Annotated in this window: 20 protein-coding genes and 2 pseudogenes; 19 read left to right on the forward strand and 3 right to left on the reverse strand. The window is 63.5% G+C overall.

The genetic code is table 11. From position 1 onward, the window contains the following. Positions 1–47: 47 nt before the first annotated feature. Positions 48–902, reverse strand: coding sequence for a mechanosensitive ion channel family protein (locus EN807_RS06425; protein ID WP_135934314.1), 855 nt, complete (start codon positions 900–902; stop codon positions 48–50). A gap of 240 nt (positions 903–1,142) precedes the next feature. Between EN807_RS06425 and rsfS the strand changes: the two genes are divergently transcribed. From rsfS to EN807_RS06465, 8 genes are all read left to right on the forward strand, one after another. After that, a complete protein-coding gene (gene rsfS, locus EN807_RS06430) occupies positions 1,143–1,520 on the forward strand; it encodes a ribosome silencing factor (protein WP_023800052.1) in 378 nt (125 codons plus the stop codon). 81 nt (positions 1,521–1,601) lie between these two features. Continuing rightward, on the forward strand, positions 1,602–2,084 hold the full coding sequence (rlmH, locus tag EN807_RS06435) for a 23S rRNA (pseudouridine(1915)-N(3))-methyltransferase RlmH (RefSeq protein WP_135934315.1): 483 nt from the start codon (positions 1,602–1,604) through the stop codon (positions 2,082–2,084). A gap of 148 nt (positions 2,085–2,232) precedes the next feature. After that, on the forward strand, positions 2,233–3,594 hold the full coding sequence (locus tag EN807_RS06440) for a murein hydrolase activator EnvC (RefSeq protein ID WP_135934316.1): 1,362 nt from the start codon (positions 2,233–2,235) through the stop codon (positions 3,592–3,594). A 1-nt stretch (position 3,595) separates the two neighbouring features. Continuing rightward, positions 3,596–4,921: a S41 family peptidase gene (locus tag EN807_RS06445; RefSeq protein ID WP_127314452.1), complete on the forward strand. Its 1,326-nt coding sequence runs from the start codon at positions 3,596–3,598 to the stop codon at positions 4,919–4,921. 131 nt (positions 4,922–5,052) lie between these two features. Beyond that, a complete protein-coding gene (locus tag EN807_RS06450) occupies positions 5,053–6,237 on the forward strand; it encodes a divergent polysaccharide deacetylase family protein (RefSeq protein ID WP_135934317.1) in 1,185 nt (394 codons plus the stop codon). Positions 6,238–6,239: 2 nt separating this feature from the next. Beyond that, complete coding sequence (locus tag EN807_RS06455; RefSeq protein WP_135934318.1) at positions 6,240–6,761, forward strand: RNA pyrophosphohydrolase; 522 nt, start codon at positions 6,240–6,242, stop codon at positions 6,759–6,761. A gap of 89 nt (positions 6,762–6,850) precedes the next feature. Next, the gene (alr, locus tag EN807_RS06460) at positions 6,851–8,002 is read left to right on the forward strand and encodes an alanine racemase (protein WP_135934319.1); all 1,152 of its coding nucleotides are present in this window, start codon (positions 6,851–6,853) and stop codon (positions 8,000–8,002) included. A 162-nt stretch (positions 8,003–8,164) separates the two neighbouring features. After that, positions 8,165–9,421, forward strand: a complete 1,257-nt coding sequence (locus EN807_RS06465) for a D-amino acid dehydrogenase (RefSeq protein ID WP_135934320.1) — start codon at positions 8,165–8,167, stop codon at positions 9,419–9,421. Between the two features lie 98 nt (positions 9,422–9,519). Here EN807_RS06465 and EN807_RS06470 read toward each other — a convergent pair whose 3' ends face one another. Continuing rightward, positions 9,520–10,401 carry a LysR family transcriptional regulator gene (locus EN807_RS06470; RefSeq protein WP_135934321.1) on the reverse strand — a complete coding sequence of 294 codons (882 nt, stop codon included), beginning with the start codon at positions 10,399–10,401 and terminating at the stop codon, positions 9,520–9,522. A 370-nt stretch (positions 10,402–10,771) separates the two neighbouring features. Here EN807_RS06470 and EN807_RS06480 point away from each other — a divergent pair, with 370 nt between their 5' ends. The 3 genes from EN807_RS06480 (at position 10,772) to EN807_RS06490 (ending at position 13,593) form a co-directional block, all read left to right on the forward strand. Beyond that, complete coding sequence (locus tag EN807_RS06480; RefSeq protein WP_135934323.1) at positions 10,772–12,268, forward strand: CoA-acylating methylmalonate-semialdehyde dehydrogenase; 1,497 nt, start codon at positions 10,772–10,774, stop codon at positions 12,266–12,268. A gap of 416 nt (positions 12,269–12,684) precedes the next feature. Beyond that, positions 12,685–12,984 carry a hypothetical protein gene (locus EN807_RS06485; protein ID WP_135934324.1) on the forward strand — a complete coding sequence of 100 codons (300 nt, stop codon included), beginning with the start codon at positions 12,685–12,687 and terminating at the stop codon, positions 12,982–12,984. A gap of 294 nt (positions 12,985–13,278) precedes the next feature. Continuing rightward, on the forward strand, positions 13,279–13,593 hold the full coding sequence (locus EN807_RS06490) for a hypothetical protein (RefSeq protein ID WP_135934325.1): 315 nt from the start codon (positions 13,279–13,281) through the stop codon (positions 13,591–13,593). A 168-nt stretch (positions 13,594–13,761) separates the two neighbouring features. Here the strand turns inward: EN807_RS06490 and EN807_RS06495 are convergent, their stop codons facing one another. After that, positions 13,762–14,454, reverse strand: a complete 693-nt coding sequence (locus tag EN807_RS06495; RefSeq protein WP_246684020.1) for a GntR family transcriptional regulator — start codon at positions 14,452–14,454, stop codon at positions 13,762–13,764. Between the two features lie 69 nt (positions 14,455–14,523). Here EN807_RS06495 and EN807_RS06500 point away from each other — a divergent pair, with 69 nt between their 5' ends. From EN807_RS06500 to EN807_RS06535, 8 genes and pseudogenes are all read left to right on the forward strand, one after another. Then, positions 14,524–15,417, forward strand: a complete 894-nt coding sequence (locus EN807_RS06500; protein ID WP_135934327.1) for a dihydrodipicolinate synthase family protein — start codon at positions 14,524–14,526, stop codon at positions 15,415–15,417. A gap of 196 nt (positions 15,418–15,613) precedes the next feature. Next, positions 15,614–16,864, forward strand: coding sequence for an FAD-dependent oxidoreductase (locus EN807_RS06510; RefSeq protein WP_135934329.1), 1,251 nt, complete (start codon positions 15,614–15,616; stop codon positions 16,862–16,864). A 12-nt stretch (positions 16,865–16,876) separates the two neighbouring features. After that, complete coding sequence (locus tag EN807_RS06515) at positions 16,877–17,878, forward strand: 4-hydroxyproline epimerase (protein ID WP_135934330.1); 1,002 nt, start codon at positions 16,877–16,879, stop codon at positions 17,876–17,878. Between the two features lie 336 nt (positions 17,879–18,214). Further along, entirely contained in the window at positions 18,215–19,117 is a 903-nt protein-coding gene (locus EN807_RS06520) for a branched-chain amino acid ABC transporter permease (protein ID WP_135934331.1), read from the forward strand. A 49-nt stretch (positions 19,118–19,166) separates the two neighbouring features. Continuing rightward, a pseudogene (locus EN807_RS37605) lies at positions 19,167–19,448 on the forward strand (DUF3382 domain-containing protein); the annotation flags it as partial. 159 nt (positions 19,449–19,607) lie between these two features. Next, positions 19,608–20,717, forward strand: a pseudogene (livM, locus tag EN807_RS06525) (high-affinity branched-chain amino acid ABC transporter permease LivM); the annotation flags it as partial. Further along, positions 20,717–21,880 (forward strand): ABC transporter ATP-binding protein, encoded by a 1,164-nt coding sequence (locus tag EN807_RS06530; protein ID WP_135934333.1) that lies wholly within the window; start codon positions 20,717–20,719, stop codon positions 21,878–21,880. The pseudogene livM and the gene EN807_RS06530, both read left to right, overlap by 1 nt. Continuing rightward, complete coding sequence (locus EN807_RS06535) at positions 21,880–22,608, forward strand: ABC transporter ATP-binding protein (protein ID WP_127314467.1); 729 nt, start codon at positions 21,880–21,882, stop codon at positions 22,606–22,608. Before EN807_RS06530 ends, EN807_RS06535 begins: the two co-directional genes overlap by 1 nt. Positions 22,609–22,623: the final 15 nt, after the last annotated feature.

Below are 22,623 nucleotides of genomic sequence, written 5' to 3' on the forward strand. Positions count from 1 at the left end.
GCGTTTCCGTGAAACGATGAACCGCTCTACGCCGGCAATTGATCATATCACTGTCGGGTGGCGGCTTCCTGCCGTGGGGCTTCCGGTGGCGGCGCGGGTATAGAAACGCCTTCGCTGTCGAAAGCCTGCTTGGCGCGTTTGGTGAGATCGATCTGGGTGGCGAAGAAATCCGCAGCCGAGGTCCAGTAGCGCAAGGTGATGGCGACATTGCTGTCGCCGACGGTCGCTACAAAGGCAATCGGCGCCGGCTCCCGCCTGACGCGTCGGTCGGCGGCGGCGACGCCGAGCATGGTCTTTTGAGCGAAATCGATGTCGTTCCAGGAGCCGATGGTCAGCGTGATGTCGCCACGTCGGGCACCGTTGCGTGTATAGTTGCGGACAGGCTGGTTCCACAGCGTCGAATTGGGGGCGAGGATGTAGACGCCGTCGACGGTTCTCAACGTGGTGGCGAACAGGCCGATTTCCTCGATGGTCCCGGCGATGGCGCCGACCTCGACATATTCGCCGATGCGGAATGGCCGCAACGCCAGCAGCATGATGCCGGCGGCAATGTTCTGCAGCGTGCCCTGCAGCGCCAGGCCGATGGCCAGGCCGATGGCACCAATGGCGGCAATGATCGAGGTCGTCTGGACGCCGAACTGGCCGAGCACCATGACGACGACGAGGATCAGTATGGCGTAACGGACGATCCTCGAGAAGAAGTGGCGCAGCGTCGTGTCGAAGCCATGGATATGGCCGAGGCCGGCATAGATCGAGCGCTGGGCAAGGCCGGCGACGGTATAGCCGAGGACCAGCAGAATGACGGCGCCGATGGCCGAGAAGGAGTACGAGACGACCAGCGCGCTGAGCTGCGCAAGGCCGGACTGCACGGTGAGGAGAGCGTTCTGAGGGTCGATAGGCATGAGGGGGATCCGGTTGGTCGATGCGCCGATAACCCAGGCCAGGCGACAAGAGTTCCGTTTTTTCTTCAACTACGGAACCGGAAGAACGGTTCTTCGTTGGCTGCAGCAGGGCTGCCGTCTTGAAACTGCAACGCAACTCTGCCTATCTAAGGGGTGTCACCTGCTTTGAAGGGTGATTTGGTTGTTCTTGCTGCGAAAGGAAATACACTGAGAACAGCACTGTGGAAGAAGGCCGACATCGTGCCTTCGCCGGCCGGGATCAGCGTAAACGACGCCGTGTCCCGCGCCATCAAGACAGTCCTTGCCAGTCTGGAAGACTCCAAGGCCGAAAACATCGTCTCAATCGACATTCAGGGAAAATCGAGCCTCGGTGACTATATGGTCATCGCGTCCGGCCGATCGCACCGTCATGTCTCGGCTGTCGCCGATCATCTCCTCAAGGCGCTCAAGGATGCCGGGCTCGGCACGGCGCGCGTCGAGGGACTGGCCGGCGCCGACTGGGTCCTGATCGATTCGGGCGACATCATCGTCCATGTTTTCCGTCCCGAAGTCCGCGACTTCTATAATCTCGAAAAAATGTGGCAAGCGCCGGACCTCGAGGAAGAGACCCTTCACTGAGCCGTATTTGATTGATGCATGTCGTTCCCAAAACCGGTGACAACTTTTGGTGACATGCATTAGCGGCTCTTCGGGGCAGGGATGAAAATCACCGTTCACGCCGTGGGCCGGATGAAAGCCGGCCCCGAGAAGCAGCTCGCCGACAGGTATTTCGAGCGCTTCGCCAAGAGCGGGCAGGCCGTGGGGCTCGAATTCTCAGGGGCCGTCGAGATTCCGGAGGGCCGCGCCCAGACTGCCAACGAGCGTCGCCGCGAAGAAGGCCAGAAGCTGCAGACGCAGCTGCAGCCCGGTACCGCGCTGATGCTGCTCGACGAGCGCGGCAAGAACTTTTCCTCCGAGGATTTCGCCGGGCGCATCGGCCTGTTGCGTGATGGCGGCCGCAAGGCACTCGTCATCGCCATCGGCGGTGCCGACGGTCACGACCAGTCGCTGCGCGATCAGGCCGATCTGATGGTGTCGTTCGGCGCGCTGACATGGCCGCACCAACTGGTCCGTGTCATGTTGGGCGAGCAGCTTTACCGGGCCGCCACTATTCTTTCGGGTCATCCCTACCATCGCTCGTGAGTCCTTGCAGGTTGCAACCGAAACCGGTGGATTGGCGTGAGCCGCCCGGATTTTCGCCTCAATGCGTCACGACGCTGTTTGCGGTCGGCAGGGCTCTCGAACATGGTTGATGGTTCGTTAACGAAGCCACGCATAGAGTCGGGCTTCAATGTCTGAAGATTGGAAATCGCGAACGGGCTTTTGGCGCGCACGCTGCGGCTTGGCAGCGGCGCTGCTTATGCTGTCGCTCGGTGCCGCGCGGGCTGAGAACAGGCTCGACATGGCGCCTGATCCGGACCAGAGCCGTGCCGAATACGAACGGGTGTCGAAGGAGATCACGCTGTCGTCGGAGCGGTTGGCCAAGCTCGCCGCCGACATGGCGACGGTCAAGAAGGACCATGCCTCGATCACCGCGGCGCTGATCCAGTCGGCGATGACCGAGCAGAAGCTCGGCCAGGACATCGAGGACATCGGTGCCAAGCTGGAAGGGCTGAAGGGCGAGGAGCGGAAAATCCGCGCCTCGCTGGCCGCTAGACGCGACGTTCTGGCCGAGGTGCTGGGCGCACTGCAGCGCATGGGGCTCAATCCTCCGCCGGCCATCCTGGTCAAGCCGGAGGACGCGCTGTCGTCGGTGCGCAGCGCCATCCTGCTCGGCGCCGTGGTGCCGGAACTGCGTCAGCAGACCGAGATATTGCTGGCGGACCTCAAGGAGCGGTCGCGGGTGACCGCCTCGATCGAGGCAGAGCGGGCGCGGCTGACGGCGGCAGTCGGCGAACAGACGGCGGAAAAGAAGCGGCTCGGCATGCTGCTCGAAGCCAAGCAGAAGCTCGAGGCCGAGACGCAAACGGCACTGGCCGCGGAAAAACAGCGATCCGCAGCACTGGCGGCCAAGGCCGGCAGCCTGAAGGAACTGATCGCCTCGCTCGAGGCCGACAAGGCCCGCAAGGCGGCGGACGCGGCGAAGGCAGCCGCGCAGAAGGCCGCGGACGCCGACAAAGCTCCGGCACAGACGGCCCCGGCACAGAAGGCCGGGGCACAGACGGAACTGGCGGCCCTGCCGGTCCCGGAAGCCAACCGGCTCACTGCCGCTGCACCGTTTTCGGCGCTTCAGGGGCAGATCGCGCTGCCCGTCACCGGCAAGATCAAGCGGCGGTTCGGGGCCAGCGACGGTAACGGCGCAGTGATGCTCGGTGACATGGTTGCGACACAATCGGGAGCCATCGTCACCGCGCCAGCGGACGGAAATGTGCTTTATGCGGGACCTTTTCGCTCCTATGGTCAACTCTTGATCCTGAACGCGGGTGACGGCTATCATGTCGTTCTCGCGGGGATGAGCAGAATCAACGTCGCGTCTGGCCAGTCGGTGCTCGCAGGAGAGCCGGTCGGCGCGATGGGAGAGGCCCGGGTGGCGAGCACCTCGGCATCGAAGAATGGTAATGCCACGCCGGAGCTCTATGTTGAGTTCCGCAAGGATGGAAAACCCGTCGATCCGACCCCATGGTGGGCGGACCGTTTCTCTGGAAGGACGTGAGATGATGCGGAAACTTTCGCTTCTGTTTGCCGGTGCGCTGATGGGCGCATCCGCGATGAGCCTGGTCTATGGCGCCCCCGGCTCGACGGCGAACGCTGCGGGCTCCGAGACCTATAAGCAGCTGGCGATCTTCGGTGACATCTTCGAGCGGGTGCGGGCGCAGTATGTGACGCCGCCCGACGACAAGTCGCTGGTCGAAAACGCCATCAACGGCATGCTTACCTCGCTCGACCCGCACTCCTCGTATATGAACGCCGAAGAGGCGCAGGACATGCGCGTGCAGACCAAGGGCGAGTTCGGCGGCCTCGGCATCGAGGTCACCATGGAGAACGACCTGGTCAAGGTGATCACGCCGATCGACGATACGCCGGCCGCCAAAGCGGGCGTGCTTGCCGGCGACTATATTGCCAAGATCGACGGCGAGGAGGTTCGCGGCCTGAGCCTCAACGACGCGGTCGAGAAGATGCGCGGGCTGGTCAACACGCCGATCAAGCTCACTATCCTGCGCCAGGGCGCCGACAAGCCGATCGAGCTGACGGTGGTGCGCGACATCATCAAGGTCAAGGCGGTCAAGTTTCGGGTCGAGAACGACATCGGCTACATGAAGATCACCTCCTTCACCGAAAAGACCCATGACGACCTCGAGAACGCCATCGACACCATCAAGAAGCAGGTGCCGGACGAAAAGCTCAAGGGCTACGTGCTCGATCTGCGCCTCAATCCGGGCGGGTTGCTCGACCAGGCGGTGAGCGTGTCCGACGCCTTCCTCACCCGTGGCGAGATCGTCTCGACGCGCGGCCGCGATCCGAAGGACGTCACCCGCTTCGACGCGCGGCCGGGCGACGACATCGACGGCAAGCCGCTGGTCGTGCTCGTCAATGGCGGCTCGGCCAGTGCGTCCGAAATCGTCGCCGGCGCGCTGCAGGATCTGCGCCGCGCCACGGTGGTCGGCACGCAGTCCTTCGGCAAGGGTTCGGTGCAGACCATCGTCCCGCTCGGCGAGAACGGCGCGCTGCGCCTGACGACGGCGCTCTATTACACGCCGTCCGGCAAGTCGATCCAGGGCAAGGGTATCACGCCCGACATCAAGGTCGACCAGCCGTTGCCGCCGGACCTGCAGGGCAGGGATTTGACGCGCGGCGAGTCGGACCTCAAGGGCCACATCAAGGGCAGCGACGAGGGCGATGCCGGTTCGGGCTCGGCAGCCTATGTGCCGCCGGAGCCGAAGGACGACCTGCAGCTCATCTTTGCCCAGCAGTTGCTGCGCGGCGAGAAGACCGATCCGGCGTTCCCGCCGAATCCGGACAAGGCCGTGCTGAACCAGTAGGGCCGTGCCGAACCTGTAAAGATCGATCAGCCGGACAACAGGTCTGGCTGCCTGATCGAAGCGATGTAATGCTGCCGGGGCCGCAAGGCCTCGGCAGTTTGATTCGGGGGAACCGCGGCTGGGGATGCGGCTTGGCTGACATCGGCAACGACATCGAACGCCCACTCGGGCAGGCCGTCCGGCCGCCGCGCGCGCCCCGCAGGATCAGCGCGGGTGTGGTCGCGGCCACGCTCCTGGTGCTGGCCGTGATCGGTGTCTCCGGCGCGATTGCGCTGCGCGAAAGGCCGTTTCGAAAGCCGCAAGAAGTCGCCGTTTCGACGCCGAAGACGACACCGGTGGTCGAATCCGCAGCGCCGGCCGCTGAGCCGACATTGAAGGCGGAAGCGGTACCCAACACGAGCGGGTCCAAGACAGGCGGGCCGCAGATCATCCACCTGCCGACCGAAGCGGGCGATGGTCCGCCCAGGGCGGCCATTGTCATTCGCGACCCTTCGACGATCGGCCAAAACCTGAGGATCGCGCATATTCCCGACAGGGCGCTGGTCGAGGCCGGCGAAACCGGCCCATTGCCGGTTCGTGCCGCTGACGGCAGGCGGCCGTTCGATGTCTATGCGCGGCCGTGGTCCGGTTCACGCGGTGCGCGCGTGGCGATTGTCATCGGCGGGCTTGCCGTGTCGCAGACCGGCACGCAGGCGGCAATCGCAAAGCTACCGGCCGAAGTGACGCTGGGCTTCGCGCCGCAGGGCAACAGCATCGGCCGATGGATGCAGGCGGCGCGACAGAGCGGCCATGAGATCGTCATGCAGGTGCCGCTCGAACCGTTCGACTATCCGAACGTCAATCCCGGCCGCAACACGCTGACGGTCGCGGCGACGGCGGACGAGAATTTGAAGAATTTGCGCTGGGCGCTGTCGCGGACGACCAACTACAGCGGCGTCATGAACTATATGGGCGCACGTTTTTCGGCCGATGCGGCGGCGATGGGGCCGCTGATGGCAGAGCTCGGCAGGCGCGGCCTGGCCTATGTCGACGACGGTTCGTCGGCGCGTAGCCTGGCACCCGACCTGGCGTTGAAAAACGGCGTGCCGTTCGTTGCCGGCGACACGTCGATCGACGCGGTGCGGGACCGCGGCGCCATTTTGAAGAAGCTGGACGAACTGGAAGCCACCGCGCGGGCGAAAGGCTTTGCCGTCGGCATCGGCTCGGCCTTCGACCTGACGGTCGACACCGTGTCGGCCTGGGTGAGCGAGGCCAAGAAGCGCGGCATCGAGATCGTGCCGATTTCGGCAGTGGCGGTGGATCCGGAAAAAGGTTGAGCATGGCGAAGAAAAAACCGGTCGATCCCGAGACGCTGCCTTATCGTCGCTGTGTCGGACTGATGATCCTCAACGGCGACGGGCTGGTATGGGTCGGGCATCGCATTGCCGAGCCGGACAGCGAATTCGCCGGCACGACGCAGCTCTGGCAGATGCCGCAGGGCGGCATCGACAAGGGCGAAGAGCCGCTGCAGGCGGCACAGCGGGAACTCTACGAAGAAACCGGCATGCGCAGCGTCTCGTTGCTGGATGAGGCGCCGAACTGGATATATTACGATCTGCCGGCCCATCTGGTCGGCATCGCCTTCAAGGGGAAATATCGCGGCCAGACGCAAAAATGGTTCGCCTTCCGCTTTCACGGCGACGTGAGCGAGATTGAGATCGATCCGCCGCCGGGCGGCCACACCGCCGAGTTCGACAAATGGGATTGGCGGCCAATGGAGGAATTGCCCGACCTGATCGTGCCGTTCAAGCGTCAGGTCTATGAGGATGTGGTTGCGGCGTTCCGGCATCTGGTTGCGTAGCTTGGCGCAAGCCGCGATCGCGCCGACCACGGTTGCCGCGTCAGCGCGGTGGCCTTATTGATTGCCAATCCGCTGCAGACGGGGTTGGCATGAACGGCGCTTCCAAAAAATCTCTTTCTGAAAGGGTCGCCGTCAAAGCCGCGCCGATCAGCGAAGCGGCGGCCGGCGCCATATTGACCGTCGATCTCGGCGCCATCCGCGAAAATTACCGGCGGCTCAAGGCGCGTTTAGGCGATGTTGGCTGCGCGGGTGTCGTCAAGGCCGACGGCTACGGGCTCGGCGGGGCCCAAGTGGCGGCGGCGCTGGCGGCCGAGGGCTGCGCTACTTTTTTCGTCGCGCATCTGGCCGAAGGTGTCTTGCTGCGCCAGGCGCTCGGCGCACGGCCGGCGATCTATGTGCTGAACGGCATTCAGCCGGGCGCTGAAAGCGAAGCCGTCGAAGCGGAGCTGGGCGTGGTCATCAACAGCGCCGGCCAACTCGCCGCCTGGCGCTCGGCGGCGCAGCGGGCCGGCCGCAAGCTCAAGGCTGCAATCCAGGTCGACAGCGGCATGTCGCGGCTCGGCATGGCGGCAGCCGAGGTGGAGGCCGTCACTGCCGATCCGCGGGCTTTCGACGGCATCAACGCCACCTTCGTGATGAGCCATCTCGCTCGCGCCGACGAGCCCGAGCATCCGGCCAACGAGCAGCAGCGGCTGGAATTCGAGCGGCTGCGCAGGATGCTGCCACCGGTGCCGGCCTCGCTGGCCAATTCCTCCGGCATCTTTCTTGGGCCGGCCTTTCACTACGACCTCGCCCGGCCCGGTGCGGCGCTCTACGGCATCAATCCGACGCCAGCCGAGGAAAATCCGATGCTGCCGGTGGTGCGGCTTCAGGCAAAGGTCATCCAGACGCGCAGCCTCGATAGGGGAGCCGGCGTCGGCTATGGCCATATTTTTCACGTGACCGATTCGCTGGTCGCCGCAACGATCTCGCTTGGCTATGCCGATGGCTGGCATCGTCGCGCGGCTTCCGCCGCCTGGTTCGAAAATGTGCGTTTGCCGTTCCTGGGCCGTGTATCGATGGATTCGATCGTTCTCGACATTTCGGCCCTGCCGCCCGACAGGCTGAAGGCGGGCGACCTCGTCGAACTGATCGGACCGTCGCAGACGGTGGATCAGGCGGCCTGCCATGCCGGCACCATCGGCTATGAAATCTTGACCAGCCTCGGACACCGTTTTCACCGGCGCTATGTGAATGGATAGCGCGCGGGCTTTTTTTTACGCATCTCGTTGTCCCAAAACCGCTGCGTACTTTTGGGCGACATGCTTGGGCACTTGGCGGACGCCGTAAAATCCGGCAGACAGATGGCCACGATGCCCCGCCCCCAAAATCCCTGACAAGACGTCGTTCTGGAGAACTATGCGATGAAGATCTTCGTGCTGGGCGGCGGCGTCATCGGGGTCACCACCGCTTACTACCTGGCCGAGGCCGGCCATGAAGTGACGGTGATCGACCGCCAGAAGGGTCCGGCGCTGGAAACCAGCTTTGCCAATGCCGGCGAGATTTCGCCCGGCTACGCCTCGCCCTGGGCCGGTCCCGGCGTCCCGCTGAAGGCGATCAAATGGCTGTTGATGAAACATGGTCCGCTGGTGGTGCGGCCGACCCTCGATCCGCATATGTGGGTATGGCTGGTCAGGATGCTGCGCAACTGCACGGCTGAGCGCTATGCGGTGAACAAGGCGCGCATGGTGCCTTTGGCCGAATACAGCCGCGACACGCTGAAAGCGCTGCGCGAGGCGACCGGCATCGCCTATGACGAGCGCGCCAAGGGAACGCTGCAGCTGTTTCGCACGCAACAGCAGCTCGACGGCACTGCCGGCGATGTCGAGGTGCTGAAGACATACGGCGTTCCCTACGAGATTCTCGATCCCGACGGCTGCATCGCGGCCGAGCCGGGGCTGGCAGGGGTGCGTGAAAAATTCGTCGGAGGCCTGCGACTGCCGGGCGACGAAACCGGTGACTGCAAGATGTTCACCGACCGTCTGGCCGAGCTCTGCGTGGCGCGTGGCGTCACCTTCGAATACGACACGGAGATACGGCGCGTCGTCAAGAAGCGCAACCGTATCGCCAACCTCAATACGAGCAATGGTTGGAAGGCTGCCGACGCCTATGTGATGGCGATGGGCAGCTATTCGGCCAAGTTCATGCGCACGCTGAAACGACCCGTCCCGGTCTATCCGGTCAAGGGCTATTCGATCACTGTGCCGATCAAGGATGCTGCCGCAGCACCGGTGTCGACGGTGATGGACGAGACCTACAAGGTGGCGATCACCAGGCTCGGCGACCGCATCCGGGTCGGTGGCACGGCGGAGATTTCCGGCTTCGACCTGACGCTGCATGAATCGCGGCGGCGCACGCTCGAGCATTCGCTTGGCGACCTTTTTCCGGGCAGCGGCGATATGAAGTCGGCGACCTTCTGGTGCGGGTTGCGGCCGATGACGCCGGACGGGCCGCCGCTGATCGGCCGCACCGAGTTCTCCAACCTCTATCTCAACACCGGCCATGGCACGCTCGGCTGGACTATGGCCTGCGGCTCGGCCAAGGTCCTGGCCGACATCATTTCGAGCCGGGTGCCCGACATCAATGTCCGCGACCTCGGACCGGAGCGATACCAGCGGTAGGATCGGAAGTGTCCTTCACGCATTTGAGCGCGGTGAGAAACTTGCCCCGTGACTTGGATCAAGCTTCAACACAGTTCGCCGGCGTCAGATGAATATCATCAGACGAACAGGCCTCGCTCCCCTTCCACCGCCTTGGTGATGAAGCTCGCGACGATCTGGACGCGGCGCAGCGGCCTGACCGATTCGTGATAGACCAGCCAGTAGGCGCGGCGGATGGGCGCGACAATGTCGACAGCCACCAGTTCCGGCATCGAACGGGCGACGAAAGTGTGCAGAATGCCGATGCCTGCGCCGGAGCGCACCGCTTCGGCCTGGCCGAGTGCCGAGGAGATGGCGAAGCTCGTGCGCCAGTCGGCGCTGAACTCGGCGGCATAGTCGAGCGAGGGGCTGACGATGAGGTCCGGCACATAGCCGATCAGCGTGTGCCGGCCGAGCTCGGCGGGCGTCTGGGGCAGGCCATGCGTTTCGGTATAGGCGCGGGACGCGAACAGGCCGAGCGTGTAATCGACCAGCTTCCCCGCCACCAGCCTGCCTTCGGTCGGCCGCTCCACGGTGATGGCGATGTCGGCTTCGCGCCTGGACAGCGAGAAGGAACGCGGCACCGGCACCAGCTGGATGGTGAGTTCGCGGTGAAGCGCCGTCAGTGCGCCGAGGCGTTTGGCCAGGAAGGCGACGCCGAAACCATCAGGCGCGCCGATGCGCACCGTGCCCGAAACATCGTCGCCTTCGCCCGCCACGGTCGAGCGCGCGGCGATCATGTCGCCTTCCATGCGCTCGGCGATGTCGAGGAAGCGCTCGCCAGCCGGCGTCAGCTCGCTGCCGGTGGTCAGCCGACGAAAAAGTTTTGTGCGCAGCGCACCCTCGAGTGCGGCGACGCGGCGCGAGACGGTGGCGTGGTTGAGCTCCAGCCGCTTGGCCGCGCCGAGGATCTGGCCGGCACGCGCCACCGCAAGAAAGATGCGGACGTCATCCCAGTTCATAAGGATGATCCGTATGACGACGATTACGGCAGCGCTCCAAGGCGCCCCCCTCTGTCCTGCCGGATATTCTCCCCCACTTGGGGGAGATCGGCCGGCCGCTCCGGCGGCGACTTCCTTGCAACGTTGCGGGTTGGCGAAAGCCGGGATGACAGCCAATCTCCCCACTCGTGGGGGAGATGTCCGGCAGGACAGAGGGGGGCGCGAAGGAACTCAACCTGTCATTCCTTGAGGTGGCACTATCATTTGCGGCAATTGATGCTCCTCAGTCAACCGCTATCTATTTACCGCACAACGGTTGCGTTTTCGCTCGCGTTGCCATCGGCCGCGCAAAGGCGGACAATGCTGCATCGCAAATACAGGGAGAGAAACCATGATCGAATACGGTCATTTTATCGGCGGCAAGCGTGTCGCTGGGACCAGCGGCCGCAAGCAGGACATCATGCAGCCGATGGACGGCACGGTGCGCGGCACGGTGGCGCTGGCTTCGCAGGCTGAACTGCGCGCGGCTGTGGAAAACGCCAAGGCGGCGCAGCCCGGCTGGGCGGCGACCAATCCGCAGCGGCGCGTGCGCGTCTTGATGAAGTTTCTCGAACTGGTCGCCCGGGAGTATGATGCGCTGGCCGACATTCTGGCGCGCGAACACGGCAAGACCATCGCCGACGCCAAGGGCGACATCCAGCGCGGCCTGGAAGTGGTCGAGGTCTGCATCGGCGCACCGCACATGCTGAAGGGCGAGTTCACCGACGGCGCCGGCCCCGGCATCGACGTCTATTCGATGCGCCAGCCGCTCGGCGTCGTTGCCGGCATCACGCCGTTCAATTTTCCGGCGATGATCCCGTTGTGGAAGATCGCGCCGGCTATCGCTTGTGGCAACGCCTTCATCCTGAAGCCTTCGGAGCGCGACCCCGGCGTGCCGATGCGCATCGCCGAGCTGTTCATCGAGGCCGGCCTGCCGGCGGGCATCCTCAATGTCGTCAACGGCGACAAGGACGTGGTCGACGCCATCCTCGACGATCCCGACATCAAGGCCATCGGCTTTGTCGGCTCGACGCCGATCGCCCAGTACATCTATTCGCGCGGCTGCGCTGCCGGCAAGCGCGTGCAGTGCTTCGGCGGCGCTAAGAACCACATGATCATCATGCCTGACGCCGACATGGACCAGACCGTCGACGCGCTGATCGGTGCCGGCTACGGCTCGGCCGGCGAGCGCTGCATGGCGATCTCGGTGGCTGTCCCGGTCGGCCACGATACCGCCAACCGGCTGATGGAAAAGCTGGTGCCGCGCGTCGAAAGCCTGAAGGTCGGCCCGTCGACAGATTCGTCCGCCGATTTCGGCCCGCTGGTGACGGCGCAGGCGCTGGAGCGGGTCAAGGGCTATGTCGATATCGGCGTCAGGGAAGGCGCCAAGTTGGTCGTCGACGGCCGCGGCTTTTCCATGCAGGGCTACGAGAACGGCTACTATATGGGCGGCTGCCTGTTCGACAACGTGACCGCCGACATGCGCATCTACAAGGAAGAGATCTTTGGGCCGGTGCTCTCCGTAGTGCGCGCGCCGACTTACGAGAACGCGATCAAGCTCGCCAACGACCACGAAATGGGCAACGGCGTCGCCATCTTCACCCGCGACGGCGATGCCGCCCGCGACTTCGCCTCGCGAGTCCAGGTCGGCATGGTCGGTATCAACGTGCCGATCCCGGTGCCGATCGCCTATTATACGTTCGGCGGCTGGAAAGCGTCTTCCTTCGGCGACCTCAACCAGCACGGACCGGACGCGTTCCGTTTCTACACCAAGACCAAGACGGTGACCTCGCGCTGGCCGTCCGGCGTCAAGGACGGGGCCGAATTCGTCATCCCGACAATGAACTAGCCGGACGGTTGCTTGCTTGCGCGTCCTCGCCTTCGGCTGCGGGCGCGCGGGCAGGCGTCAAAGACGGGGCCGAATTCGTCATCCCGACAATGAACTAGCCGGACGGTTGCTTGCTTGCGCGTCCTCGCCTTCGGCTGCGGGCGCGCGGGCAGGCGTCAAAGACGGGGCCGACTTCGTCATCCCGACAATGAACTAGCCGGACGGTTCCGGGCCTTGATCTAAGATTGAACGAAAAGGCCTGGCCAGCGACCGGGCCTTTTTGTTGACCGGTCGCGGCCCGCATCTGCGTGAACGCTAATGTGATGGAACCAGGCGGGCGGCAGAAATCTTAATCTGCAATCCTGCCGCGAAGAAGGCGCGGCAGATCTACCAACGGCGCTGGCGCGGGGGCATCGGCCGGCGCAAGGAGGTGTCAGATGACGCGTCTTTTGGTGTCGATACTTTGCGCGGCGGCTGCCGCGTTTTCCGCCGCCTCGGCAACAGCGGCCGAACAATGCGCGCCGCGAGCCGACATGATCAAGGCGCTCGGCGAGAAGTTCCGGGAAAATCCGACCGCGCTCGGCGTTGTCAATCCGAATGTGATTGTTGAAGTCTTCGTTTCCGACAAAGGCACCTGGACCATCCTCGCCAGCGACACACGCGGTCAAAGCTGCGTGGTTTCGGTGGGCGAAGGCTGGGAGAGCGCGCTGACGACAGCCGCATTGCCAGGCACCTGAGCGTGGGCCCTTTTCTTGCTGCGGCCGCTGTCTCGGCATAGCCGCCCGGCCGCGGTTCTCGGCGACGACTTTGAAACGGATCCACAGGCGCCCGTTGCGGGCGCCTGCTTGCGCTTTTTCGGTGCCGGTACCATATATCGAACATAGTGGGAACATCTGGAATCGTCCCCGCTGATGACAGACCGGAACACGGAAAGGAACGACGCAATGGTGATGACGTCGGAACCGGCCTGGATCGTTCCGGCAAAATGAGGCGTCTCCCTTTGCCGGACGTGATGGCAAAGGAGGTGCCCTATGGCACGCAAATCGCTGTTGGGTTGGGTGAAAGCCCTGGTTCTTGCTGGCGCATTGGCGGTCGGTACGAACGCCGCAAGCGCCCAGTATCAGTACTGCGTTGAACATGGCGATCTCGTCGCCCACCTGAGCGAGCAGTTCCAGGAAAGACAGTTTGCTTTCGGGCTGATCGGTCAAATGGCGATTATGGAGGTCTATGTCGCCGAGACCGGAAGCTGGACGATCATCGTCACCGATGTCGCCGGCAGAAGCTGCATCGTCGCGGCCGGCGAACATTGGGAAAACGTGGTGATCCCGCCCGACCAGGACGCATGACGGATTGGGCGATGCTCAACGCCTGGCCGGCGCTAGGCGCTTTGAGGACTTTTGCTCTCTCTTTTCGGCATCAGACCGTCGGTGCCGCCGTTGATGACGTATTCGGCGCCGTGGATTGCAGAAGCACGATTTGAAACAAGAAAGGCGGCTGGCTTTGCGATCTCTTGCCTAGCGCGTAGCAGCCGCCTCGGCATGGCCGCGCAGCAGCGCCATCAGACGCTTGGCATCCTTGGCGGCGGCGTCTTCGTCGCCGTCGAGGATCGAGCGGATCAGCGCGACGTGGTGCTCGGCCGATTCGGCAAGACCGGTATCGGCCTTGTAGCGGAACCAGAAGCGGCGGCTGTGGGTTTGCAGGGGAGCAGCCAACCGCGCAGCGAAGGGGTTGTCGGCAGCCAGCGCCAGCGCCTCGTCGAGCGCCTTGTCGGCCTGAATGAAGGCGAGCACATTGCCTGATATCACTGCCTTCTGCATGGCCAGTGCGGCGTCGTGAAACAGGTCGGCGGCCTCACGGGTGACGAAGCGGGCGGCCGAACGGGCAAGAACCACCTCGATGCCACGCCGTGCATCGAGAACGCGCAACCAGTCGCCGGGATGGAGCGGGGCAATGGCGATACCGGCACGGGGCCGTACATCTAGCAGTCCCTCCCACGCCAGTCGCTGGATCGCCTCGCGCACCGGCGTGCGGCCAAGTCCCAGCCTGTCGATCACGGCGCCCTCGGTGATGAAGCTTGAAGGCGCCAGTTCGAGCGTTACGATCATGTGCTCGAGCACCCGGTAGGCTTTCGCCGCCACTGGCTCGAACGCCGGGCTTGTTTCATTGAATATCAAAGGCGAACTCCTGATATATTTTTGATATATCATAGCGAAATCCGTGTTGACAGTCCGTTTCTTCACAAATATACGACTGATATATCAGATGGAGCGACCGCCATGTGGACTGGAGTTTTCCCCGCCGTCACGACCAAATTCACCGAGGACGACCGCCTCGATCACGCCGAAATGGAGCGCTGCTTTGCGCTCCAGATGGAGGCTGGCTGCGACGGCATCATCGTCTGCGGCTCGCTCGGCGAGGGGCCGATGCTCTCGCATGACGAGAAGATCGACGTGCTGAAGACCGCGCAGAAGATCGCTGGCAATAAGCCGGTTCTGCTGACGGTCAACGAACCCGGCACGCGCGAGGCGGCGGCGATCGCGCGCCGCGCCGCCAAGGAGGGCGCTAACGGGCTGATGGTGGTGCCGAGCCCGATCTACCACACCAATGCGGAGGAGACGGTCGCGGCACTGCGCGCTGTCGCCGAGGCCGGCGACCTGCCGGTAATGATCTATTCCAACCGGCTTGCCTATCGCGTCGACGTCACCGTCGGTCAGATGGAGGAACTGGCGCAGGACGAGCGTTTCGTCGCCATCAAGGAATCCTCCGACGACATCCGCCGCTCGACAGAAATCATCAACCGCTTCGGCGACCGTTACGACCTGTTCACCGGCGTCGACAATCTTGCGTTCGAGGCGCTGTCGGTCGGTGCCATCGGCTGGGTGGCGGGACTGGTCACCGCGTTCCCCCGCGAGACGGTCGCGATCTATCAGTTGATGAATCAGGGCCGCCGCGAGGAGGCGCTAAAAATCTACCGCTGGTTCCGGCCGCTGCTCGACCTCGACGTGTCGACCTATCTGGTGCAGAACATCAAGCTCGCCGAAGTCCTGGCGATCAACACCAACGACCGCGTGCGCATGCCGCGCCAGCCGCTGTCGGGCGAGCGCCGAGAGACCGTCGAAAAGATCGTCAGGGATGCGCTGGCGGTGCGGCCCGTGCTGCCACAATTCTAAGGGTGGCAATGTCGCGGACCCCCTCATCCGGCCGCTTCGCGGCCACCTTCTCCCCGAGGGGAGAAGAGGTCGCAAGCGTTGGCGTCAGCCCCTTCTCCCCGACGGGGAGAAGGCGGGCCGAAGGGCCGGATGAGGAGGCTGGCTCCAAAGGTGCGGAGCGAGGCGGAGGCCGAGCCATGCAGCGCGGCGAGCAGCCATGAATAGCGATGCGACGCTCGACATCGCCATTATCGGCGGCGGCATCATCGGCATCTGTATCGCCGCCTATCTGGCCGAGGCCGGGCGAAACGTCACGATCTTCGATCGAACGGGCATCTGCGAGGAAACAAGTTCCGGCAGTGCCGCTGCCTTGGCCTTTTCCGATGTGTTGCCGCTGGCCCACAAGGGCATGATCAGGCATCTGCCGAAATGGCTTGCCGACCCGCTCGGCCCGCTCAGCATTCCGCCCGCCTACCTGCCGAAGCTGCTGCCCTGGCTTATCCGCTTCTGGCGCGCCGGGCGAAACGATCGCTACGAGGCCAGCCTCGGTGCGCAGGCCGGGATGATGCGGCTCGCCGAGGCCGAATGGGCAGGGCTGATGGCGCGCTCGGGCACCGGAAACATGCTGCGCGAGGACGGCTCGCTCGAACTTTACGAGAGCGAGGCCGAGTTCAAGGCGTCGCTGCCCGGCTGGGCGGCCAGGCAACGCTTCGGCATCGGCTTCAACCATGTCGAGGGCGATGCTTTCGTCGCCTTGCAGCCCGGCCTGTCGCCGCGTTTCGTCAAGGGCACTTTCGTGCCGGGATGGAAGACCGTTACAGATCCGAAATTATTGGGCAAGGCGATCTGGATCTTTGCTGAGAAGAACGGCGCGCGTTTCGAAAAGGCTCGGATCGACCATGTCGGAGCGGAGCAGGATGGCGCGACGTTGACACTGGCCGACGGTAGGGTGCGGCAAGCAAAATGCCTCGTCATCGCCGCCGGCGCGTGGTCGCATCTCCTGGCGAAACATATCGGCGACCGCATCCCGCTCGAAACCGAGCGCGGCTACAACACGACCCTGCCGAAAACCGCCTTCGACGTGAAGCGGCAACTGATCTTCTCCGGCCACGGCTTCGTCATCACCCCGCTCGAAACCGGTGTGCGCGTCGGAGGCGCGGTCGAGCTCGGCGGGATCGAGCGGCCGCCCAACTACGCCCGCTCGAAAGCGCTGCTCGACAAGGCACAAAAATTCCTGCCGGGGCTTGACCCGGCCGGCGGCCGCGAATGGATGGGGTTTCGGCCGTCGCTGCCGGATTCGCTGCCGGTGATCGGTGGCGCCAGGCATGCCGGCACGATAGTCTATGCCTTCGGCCACGGCCATCTCGGCCTGACCCAGGCAGCTGCCACCGGACGCCTGGTCCGCGATCTCATTCTCGGCCAAAATCCGGTGTTTGATCTTTCTCCGTTTTCCCCGAACCGCTTCTGACGGGATCTAGACATGGCGCGCCACTCCTTCTTCTGCATCGACGGTCATACCTGCGGCAATCCGGTGCGGCTGGTCGCCGGCGGCGGACCGCTGCTCCAGGGCGCGACGATGATGGAGCGGCGCGCGCATTTCCTGGCCGAATATGACTGGATCCGCACCGGGCTGATGTTCGAGCCGCGCGGCCATGACGTGATGTCCGGCTCGATCCTCTATCCGCCGACGCGGCCCGATTGTGACATCGCCATCCTGTTCATCGAAACCTCGGGGTGTCTGCCAATGTGCGGTCATGGCACCATCGGCACGGTGACGATGGCCATCGACCACGGGCTGATCAAGCCGAAGACGCCCGGTTTGCTCAGGCTGGACACACCGGCCGGCCCGGTCACCGCCGAATACAAACAGGTCGGCGAATATGTCGAGGAGGTGCGAATCACCAACGTGCCGTCCTTCCTCCATGCCGAGGGACTGACGGTGGAATGTCCGCAGCTCGGCGAAATCATCGTCGACGTCGCCTATGGCGGCAATTTCTACGCCATCGTCGAGCCGCAGAAGAACTATCGCGACATGGCCGACCATTCCGCCGGCGACCTAATCGCCTGGAGCCCGGTGGTGCGGCAGCGGCTCAACGAGAAGTACGCCTTCGTGCATCCCGAGAATCCCGGCATCGACCGGCTTTCGCATATGCTGTGGACGGGTGCGCCGACCGACAGCCAGGCGGATGCGCGCAACGCCGTCTTCTACGGTGACAAGGCGATCGACCGCTCGCCTTGCGGCACCGGCACCTCGGCGCGGATGGCGCAGCTTCACGCCAAGGGCAAGCTTAGGACTGGCGACGATTTCGTCCACGAATCGATCATCGGCTCGCTATTCAAAGGCAGGGTCGAGAAGGAAGTCACGGTGGCGGACAAGCCGGCGATCATTCCCTCGATCGGCGGCTGGGCGCGCATGACCGGATTGAACACGATCTTCATCGACGATCGCGATCCGTTCGCGCACGGATTCGTCGTCAAATAGTGGGCATCCTGACGCAGGGGAAATGAAAGGGAACGCAAAGATCGATTGCTCACGAGGCGCAACGATCCCGCTCATCAACTTATTTTGACGGCGATTCCTTCGAAACGGCGTGCATTTTGACGACGAATCGCCAAAGACATTGTGTTATGCCAATGATAGGGTCCGCGATAGTCCAGAGGCCGGGAAGGGAAAAACGGGCAATCCGATTGCGTGCTTCAAAATCACGCATGCCGATTAAAAAATGACGTTGCAATCCGGCCTCGAAACTTTACGACTAGGGGAAATACGAAAAGGAATGCGTCTGCATGGGCGACATTCCAGGGGAGCCATGACAGCATGCAGTATTTTGTCCAGCAGCTTATCAATGGGCTGACGCTGGGATCGATCTATGGACTGATAGCGATCGGCTATACGATGGTGTACGGCATCATCGGCATGATCAATTTCGCCCATGGCGACATCTTCATGATCGGCGCTTTCGCCGCCCTCATCGTTTTCCTTATCCTCGGCGCGTTGTTCTATTCGGTACCGCTGGTGATCGCGCTCCTGGTCATGATGATCGTCGCAATGCTGTTGACCAGCATGTACAATTGGACGATCGAGAAGGCGGCCTACCGGCCTTTGCGCGGTTCGTTCCGGCTGGCGCCGCTGATCACCGCGATCGGCATGTCGATTGCGCTGTCCAATTTCGTCCAGGTGACGCAAGGGCCACGCAACAAGCCGGTCCCGCCGATGGTGTCCAAGGTCTACAACATCGAAGGCATCAGCGTGTCGCTGAAGCAGATCATCATCGTCCTGGTCACCATTGTCCTGCTGGCGCTGTTCTGGTACCTGGTCAACAAGACCTCGCTGGGTCGAGCCCAAAGGGCGTGCGAGCAGGACCGCAAGATGGCCGCACTGCTCGGCATCGACGTCGATCGCACCATCTCGATCACCTTCATCATGGGCGCCGCCCTTGCCGCCGTCGCCGGCACGTTGTTCTTGATGTATTACGGTGTGGTGGTGTTTTCCGATGGCTTTACGCCCGGTGTGAAGGCATTTACTGCCGCGGTGCTCGGCGGCATCGGCTCGTTGCCCGGCGCCGTGCTCGGCGGGCTGATGATCGGCTTCATCGAAAGCATGTGGTCGGCTTATTTCTCGATCGATTACAAGGACGTCGCTGCCTTCTCCATCCTGGCGATCGTGCTGATCTTCCTGCCTTCCGGCATTCTCGGCCGGCCAGAAGTCGAAAAGGTCTGAGACAATGGCGGTCACCGCATCTCCGGAGCGCGACATCGTCGCCACCCCCATGCAGCGCGCCACCCGCGAAGCGCTCTATGCCGGCGCCATCGCGCTCGGCCTGTTCGTGCTGTTCATCGGCCTGAAGACCGACCAGAACATCTCCAACGAACTGATCCTGGTGCAGCGCTGGGGCTTGCTCGCCATCGTGGTTGTGCTGACCATGGCCGGCCGTTTTCTCTACGTCGCCTACGGACAGCCCTTCCTGGCAAATCAGCAGATCGTCGACGTCGCCACCGGCCTGCTGCCGGAGAGCATGGCGACGCGGTTCTTCCGCCTGCCCTATTTCATCGCTGCCATCGCCACAGTGGCCGTGCTGGTTTTCCTTGCCGGCTCCCTTGACGGATTGCTGGGACCCGGTCTGGCCGGTTATGCACGGTTCCTGAGGGCGCTGGCGATCATCTACGCCCTCGCCTCTGTGCTGTTTTATTTCCGAACCTTCATCCATGCCCATTTTTCGGCGCTGGGCATAACCGCACTGGCGCTCTACCCGGTCATTGTCGTGCTGGTGCTTGCTTTGTACGGAGGATCGGTGGCCGCCGGGTTCCAGGGTTCTCTGAAATGGGTCGACAATTTCGGCATCCAGATCCTGATCTACGTGATGCTGGCCTGGGGGTTGAACATCGTCGTTGGCCTCGCCGGCCTGCTCGACCTTGGTTATGTCGCCTTCTACGCTGTCGGTGCCTATGCCTATGCGCTGCTCGGCACGCAATACGGCCTGTCGTTCTGGATCCTGCTGCCTGCCGCCGGCGCCATGGCTGCCTTCTGGGGCGTGCTGCTGGGTTTTCCGGTGCTACGCCTGCGTGGCGACTATCTGGCGATCGTGACGCTGGCCTTCGGCGAGATCATTCGTCTCGTGCTGATCAATTGGCGTGAGGTTACCAACGGCTCGGCCGGCATCTCCGGCATCCCCAAGGTCACCTTTTTCGGCCTGATGACGTTCAATGTCTCGGATCCGAACTATATCGCCAAGGTTTTCGACATCGCCACGTCGAGCGCCTACTACAAGATTTTCCTCTACTACCTGATCCTGGGACTCTGCCTGCTGACCGCCTTCGTCACCATAAGGCTTAGGCGCATGCCCGTCGGTCGCGCCTGGGAAGCGCTGCGCGAGGACGAGATCGCCTGCCGCTCGCTCGGCATCAACACCACCACCACCAAGCTCACCGCCTTTGCCACCGGCGCGATGTTCGGCGGCTTCGCCGGCTCGTTCTTCGCCGCGCGGCAAGGCTTCGTCAGCCCTGAATCCTTCATCTTCCTGGAATCAGCGATCATCCTCGCCATCGTCGTGCTTGGCGGCATGGGTTCGCTGGTCGGCATTGCTGTCGCCGCCATGGTGATGATCGGCGGCACCGAGGCGCTGCGCGAACTCGATTTCCTGAAGCAGGTCTTCGGTCCAGATTTCACTCCGGAACTCTACCGCATGCTGCTATTCGGCATAGCCATGGTCATTGTCATGGTTTGGAAGCCGCGCGGCTTCGTCGGCAGTCGTGAACCGACAGCCTTTCTCAAGGAGCGCAGGGCCGTATCCGGCTCCTTCACCAAGGAGGGCCACGGCTGATGAGCGATGCGAGCCCATCCATGAACGATGCCATCCTGCAGGTCGAGCATCTGTCGATGAAGTTCGGCGGTCTTGTTGCCATCGGCGACCTGTCCTTCCAGGCCAGGCGCGGCGAGATCACCGCGCTGATCGGGCCGAACGGTGCCGGCAAGACCACCGTGTTCAACTGCATCACCGGCTTCTATAAGCCGTCGGAAGGCATGATCACGCTCAGCCGGCGCGACGGCTCGAGCTTCTTGCTCGAACGCCTGCCGAACCACGAGATTCCGGCGCGCGCCAAGGTGGCGCGCACCTTCCAGAACATTCGTCTGTTCTCGGGCATGACGCTGCTCGAGAACCTGCTGGTGGCGCAGCACAACAAACTGATGAAGGCTTCCGGCTATACCGTCCTCGGCCTGTTCGGCTTCAGCGGCTACCGGACGGCGTCGGCCGAGTCGATCGACCTCGCCAGGCACTGGCTGGAAAAGGCCGACCTCGTCGATCGAGCCGACGATCCGGCCGGCGACCTGCCCTACGGCGCGCAACGGCGCTTGGAGATCGCGCGGGCGATGTGCACGGGTCCGGAGCTGCTCTGCCTCGACGAACCGGCGGCCGGACTCAATCCGAAGGAATCGATGGCGCTCAACGCACTTCTGATGGATATCAAGGACAACACCGGCACCTCGATCCTGCTGATCGAGCACGACATGGCGGTGGTAATGCAGATTTCCGACCATGTCGTGGTGCTCGAATACGGGCGCAAGATCTCGGATGGCAGTCCGCATGCGGTACGCACCGACCCGCGTGTCATTGCCGCCTATCTCGGGGTCGAAGACGAGGACGTCGAGACGGTGCTGACCGAGGTCGGCGACGAAGACGTCATCGAGCAACTGGACACGGGCCCGGATTCGGCGCACGGCCCGGGCACATCATCTTCGTATCTCGCCGGACCGGTGACCGACACAGTCGGCCACAGCGAGGGCGAACGGGTCACGGTGTCGAAGGGCGCCTCGAAAGCCGGGCAGGTCGACGCAAAGTCGAGCGCCGCGGCAAGCAAGGCAGCCTCCCCGGCGGCAGCCAAGCAACCCTCTGCGGCCAAATCCTCAGCGGCAAAGCCGGCCACCAAGGCTCCGGTAAAGCCGAATACACCAGGCGTCTCCAAACGGCGCGGAGGGCGTAAATAATGGCCGGCACGACGCTGCTCGATATCAAGGGCGTCCAGACCTACTACGGCAACATCAGGGCGCTGAACGGCGTCGATGTCACCGTCAAGCAGGGCGAGATCGTGGCGCTGATCGGCGCCAACGGCGCCGGCAAGTCGACGCTGATGATGACCATTTTTGGTGCTCCACGGGCGCGGGCGGGCACCATCACCTTCGCCGGCACCGACATCACCAAATTGCCGACCCATGAGATCGCGCGCATGCGCATCGCCCAGTCGCCGGAGGGACGGCGCATCTTCCCGCGCATGACGGTGATGGAAAACCTGCAGATGGGCGCCAGCCTCGACAACCTCCAGCATTACGACGAGGATGTCGAGAAGGTGTTCACGCTGTTTCCGCGCCTGAAGGAACGCATTGCCCAACGCGGCGGCACGCTGTCGGGCGGCGAGCAGCAGATGCTGTCAATCGGACGTGCGCTGATGGCGCGGCCGAAGCTGCTCCTGCTCGACGAGCCGTCGCTAGGCCTGGCGCCGCTGGTCGTCAAGCAGATCTTCGACGCCATCCGCGAGTTGAACCGCACGCAGGGGCTGACCGTGTTTCTGGTCGAGCAGAACGCCTTCGGCGCGCTGAAACTCGCCACGCGCGGCTATGTCATGGTCAACGGCAATGTGACGATGAGCGGCACCGGCAAGGAGCTGCTCGCCGATCCGGACGTGCGCGCCGCCTATCTCGAAGGCGGCCATCACTGAGTTCAGGAGTCTTCA

Origin of the sequence: Mesorhizobium sp. M5C.F.Ca.ET.164.01.1.1 (assembly GCF_004792125.1) — a bacterium.
In the GTDB taxonomy this organism is placed as follows: Bacteria; Pseudomonadota; Alphaproteobacteria; order Rhizobiales; family Rhizobiaceae; genus Mesorhizobium; species Mesorhizobium wenxiniae.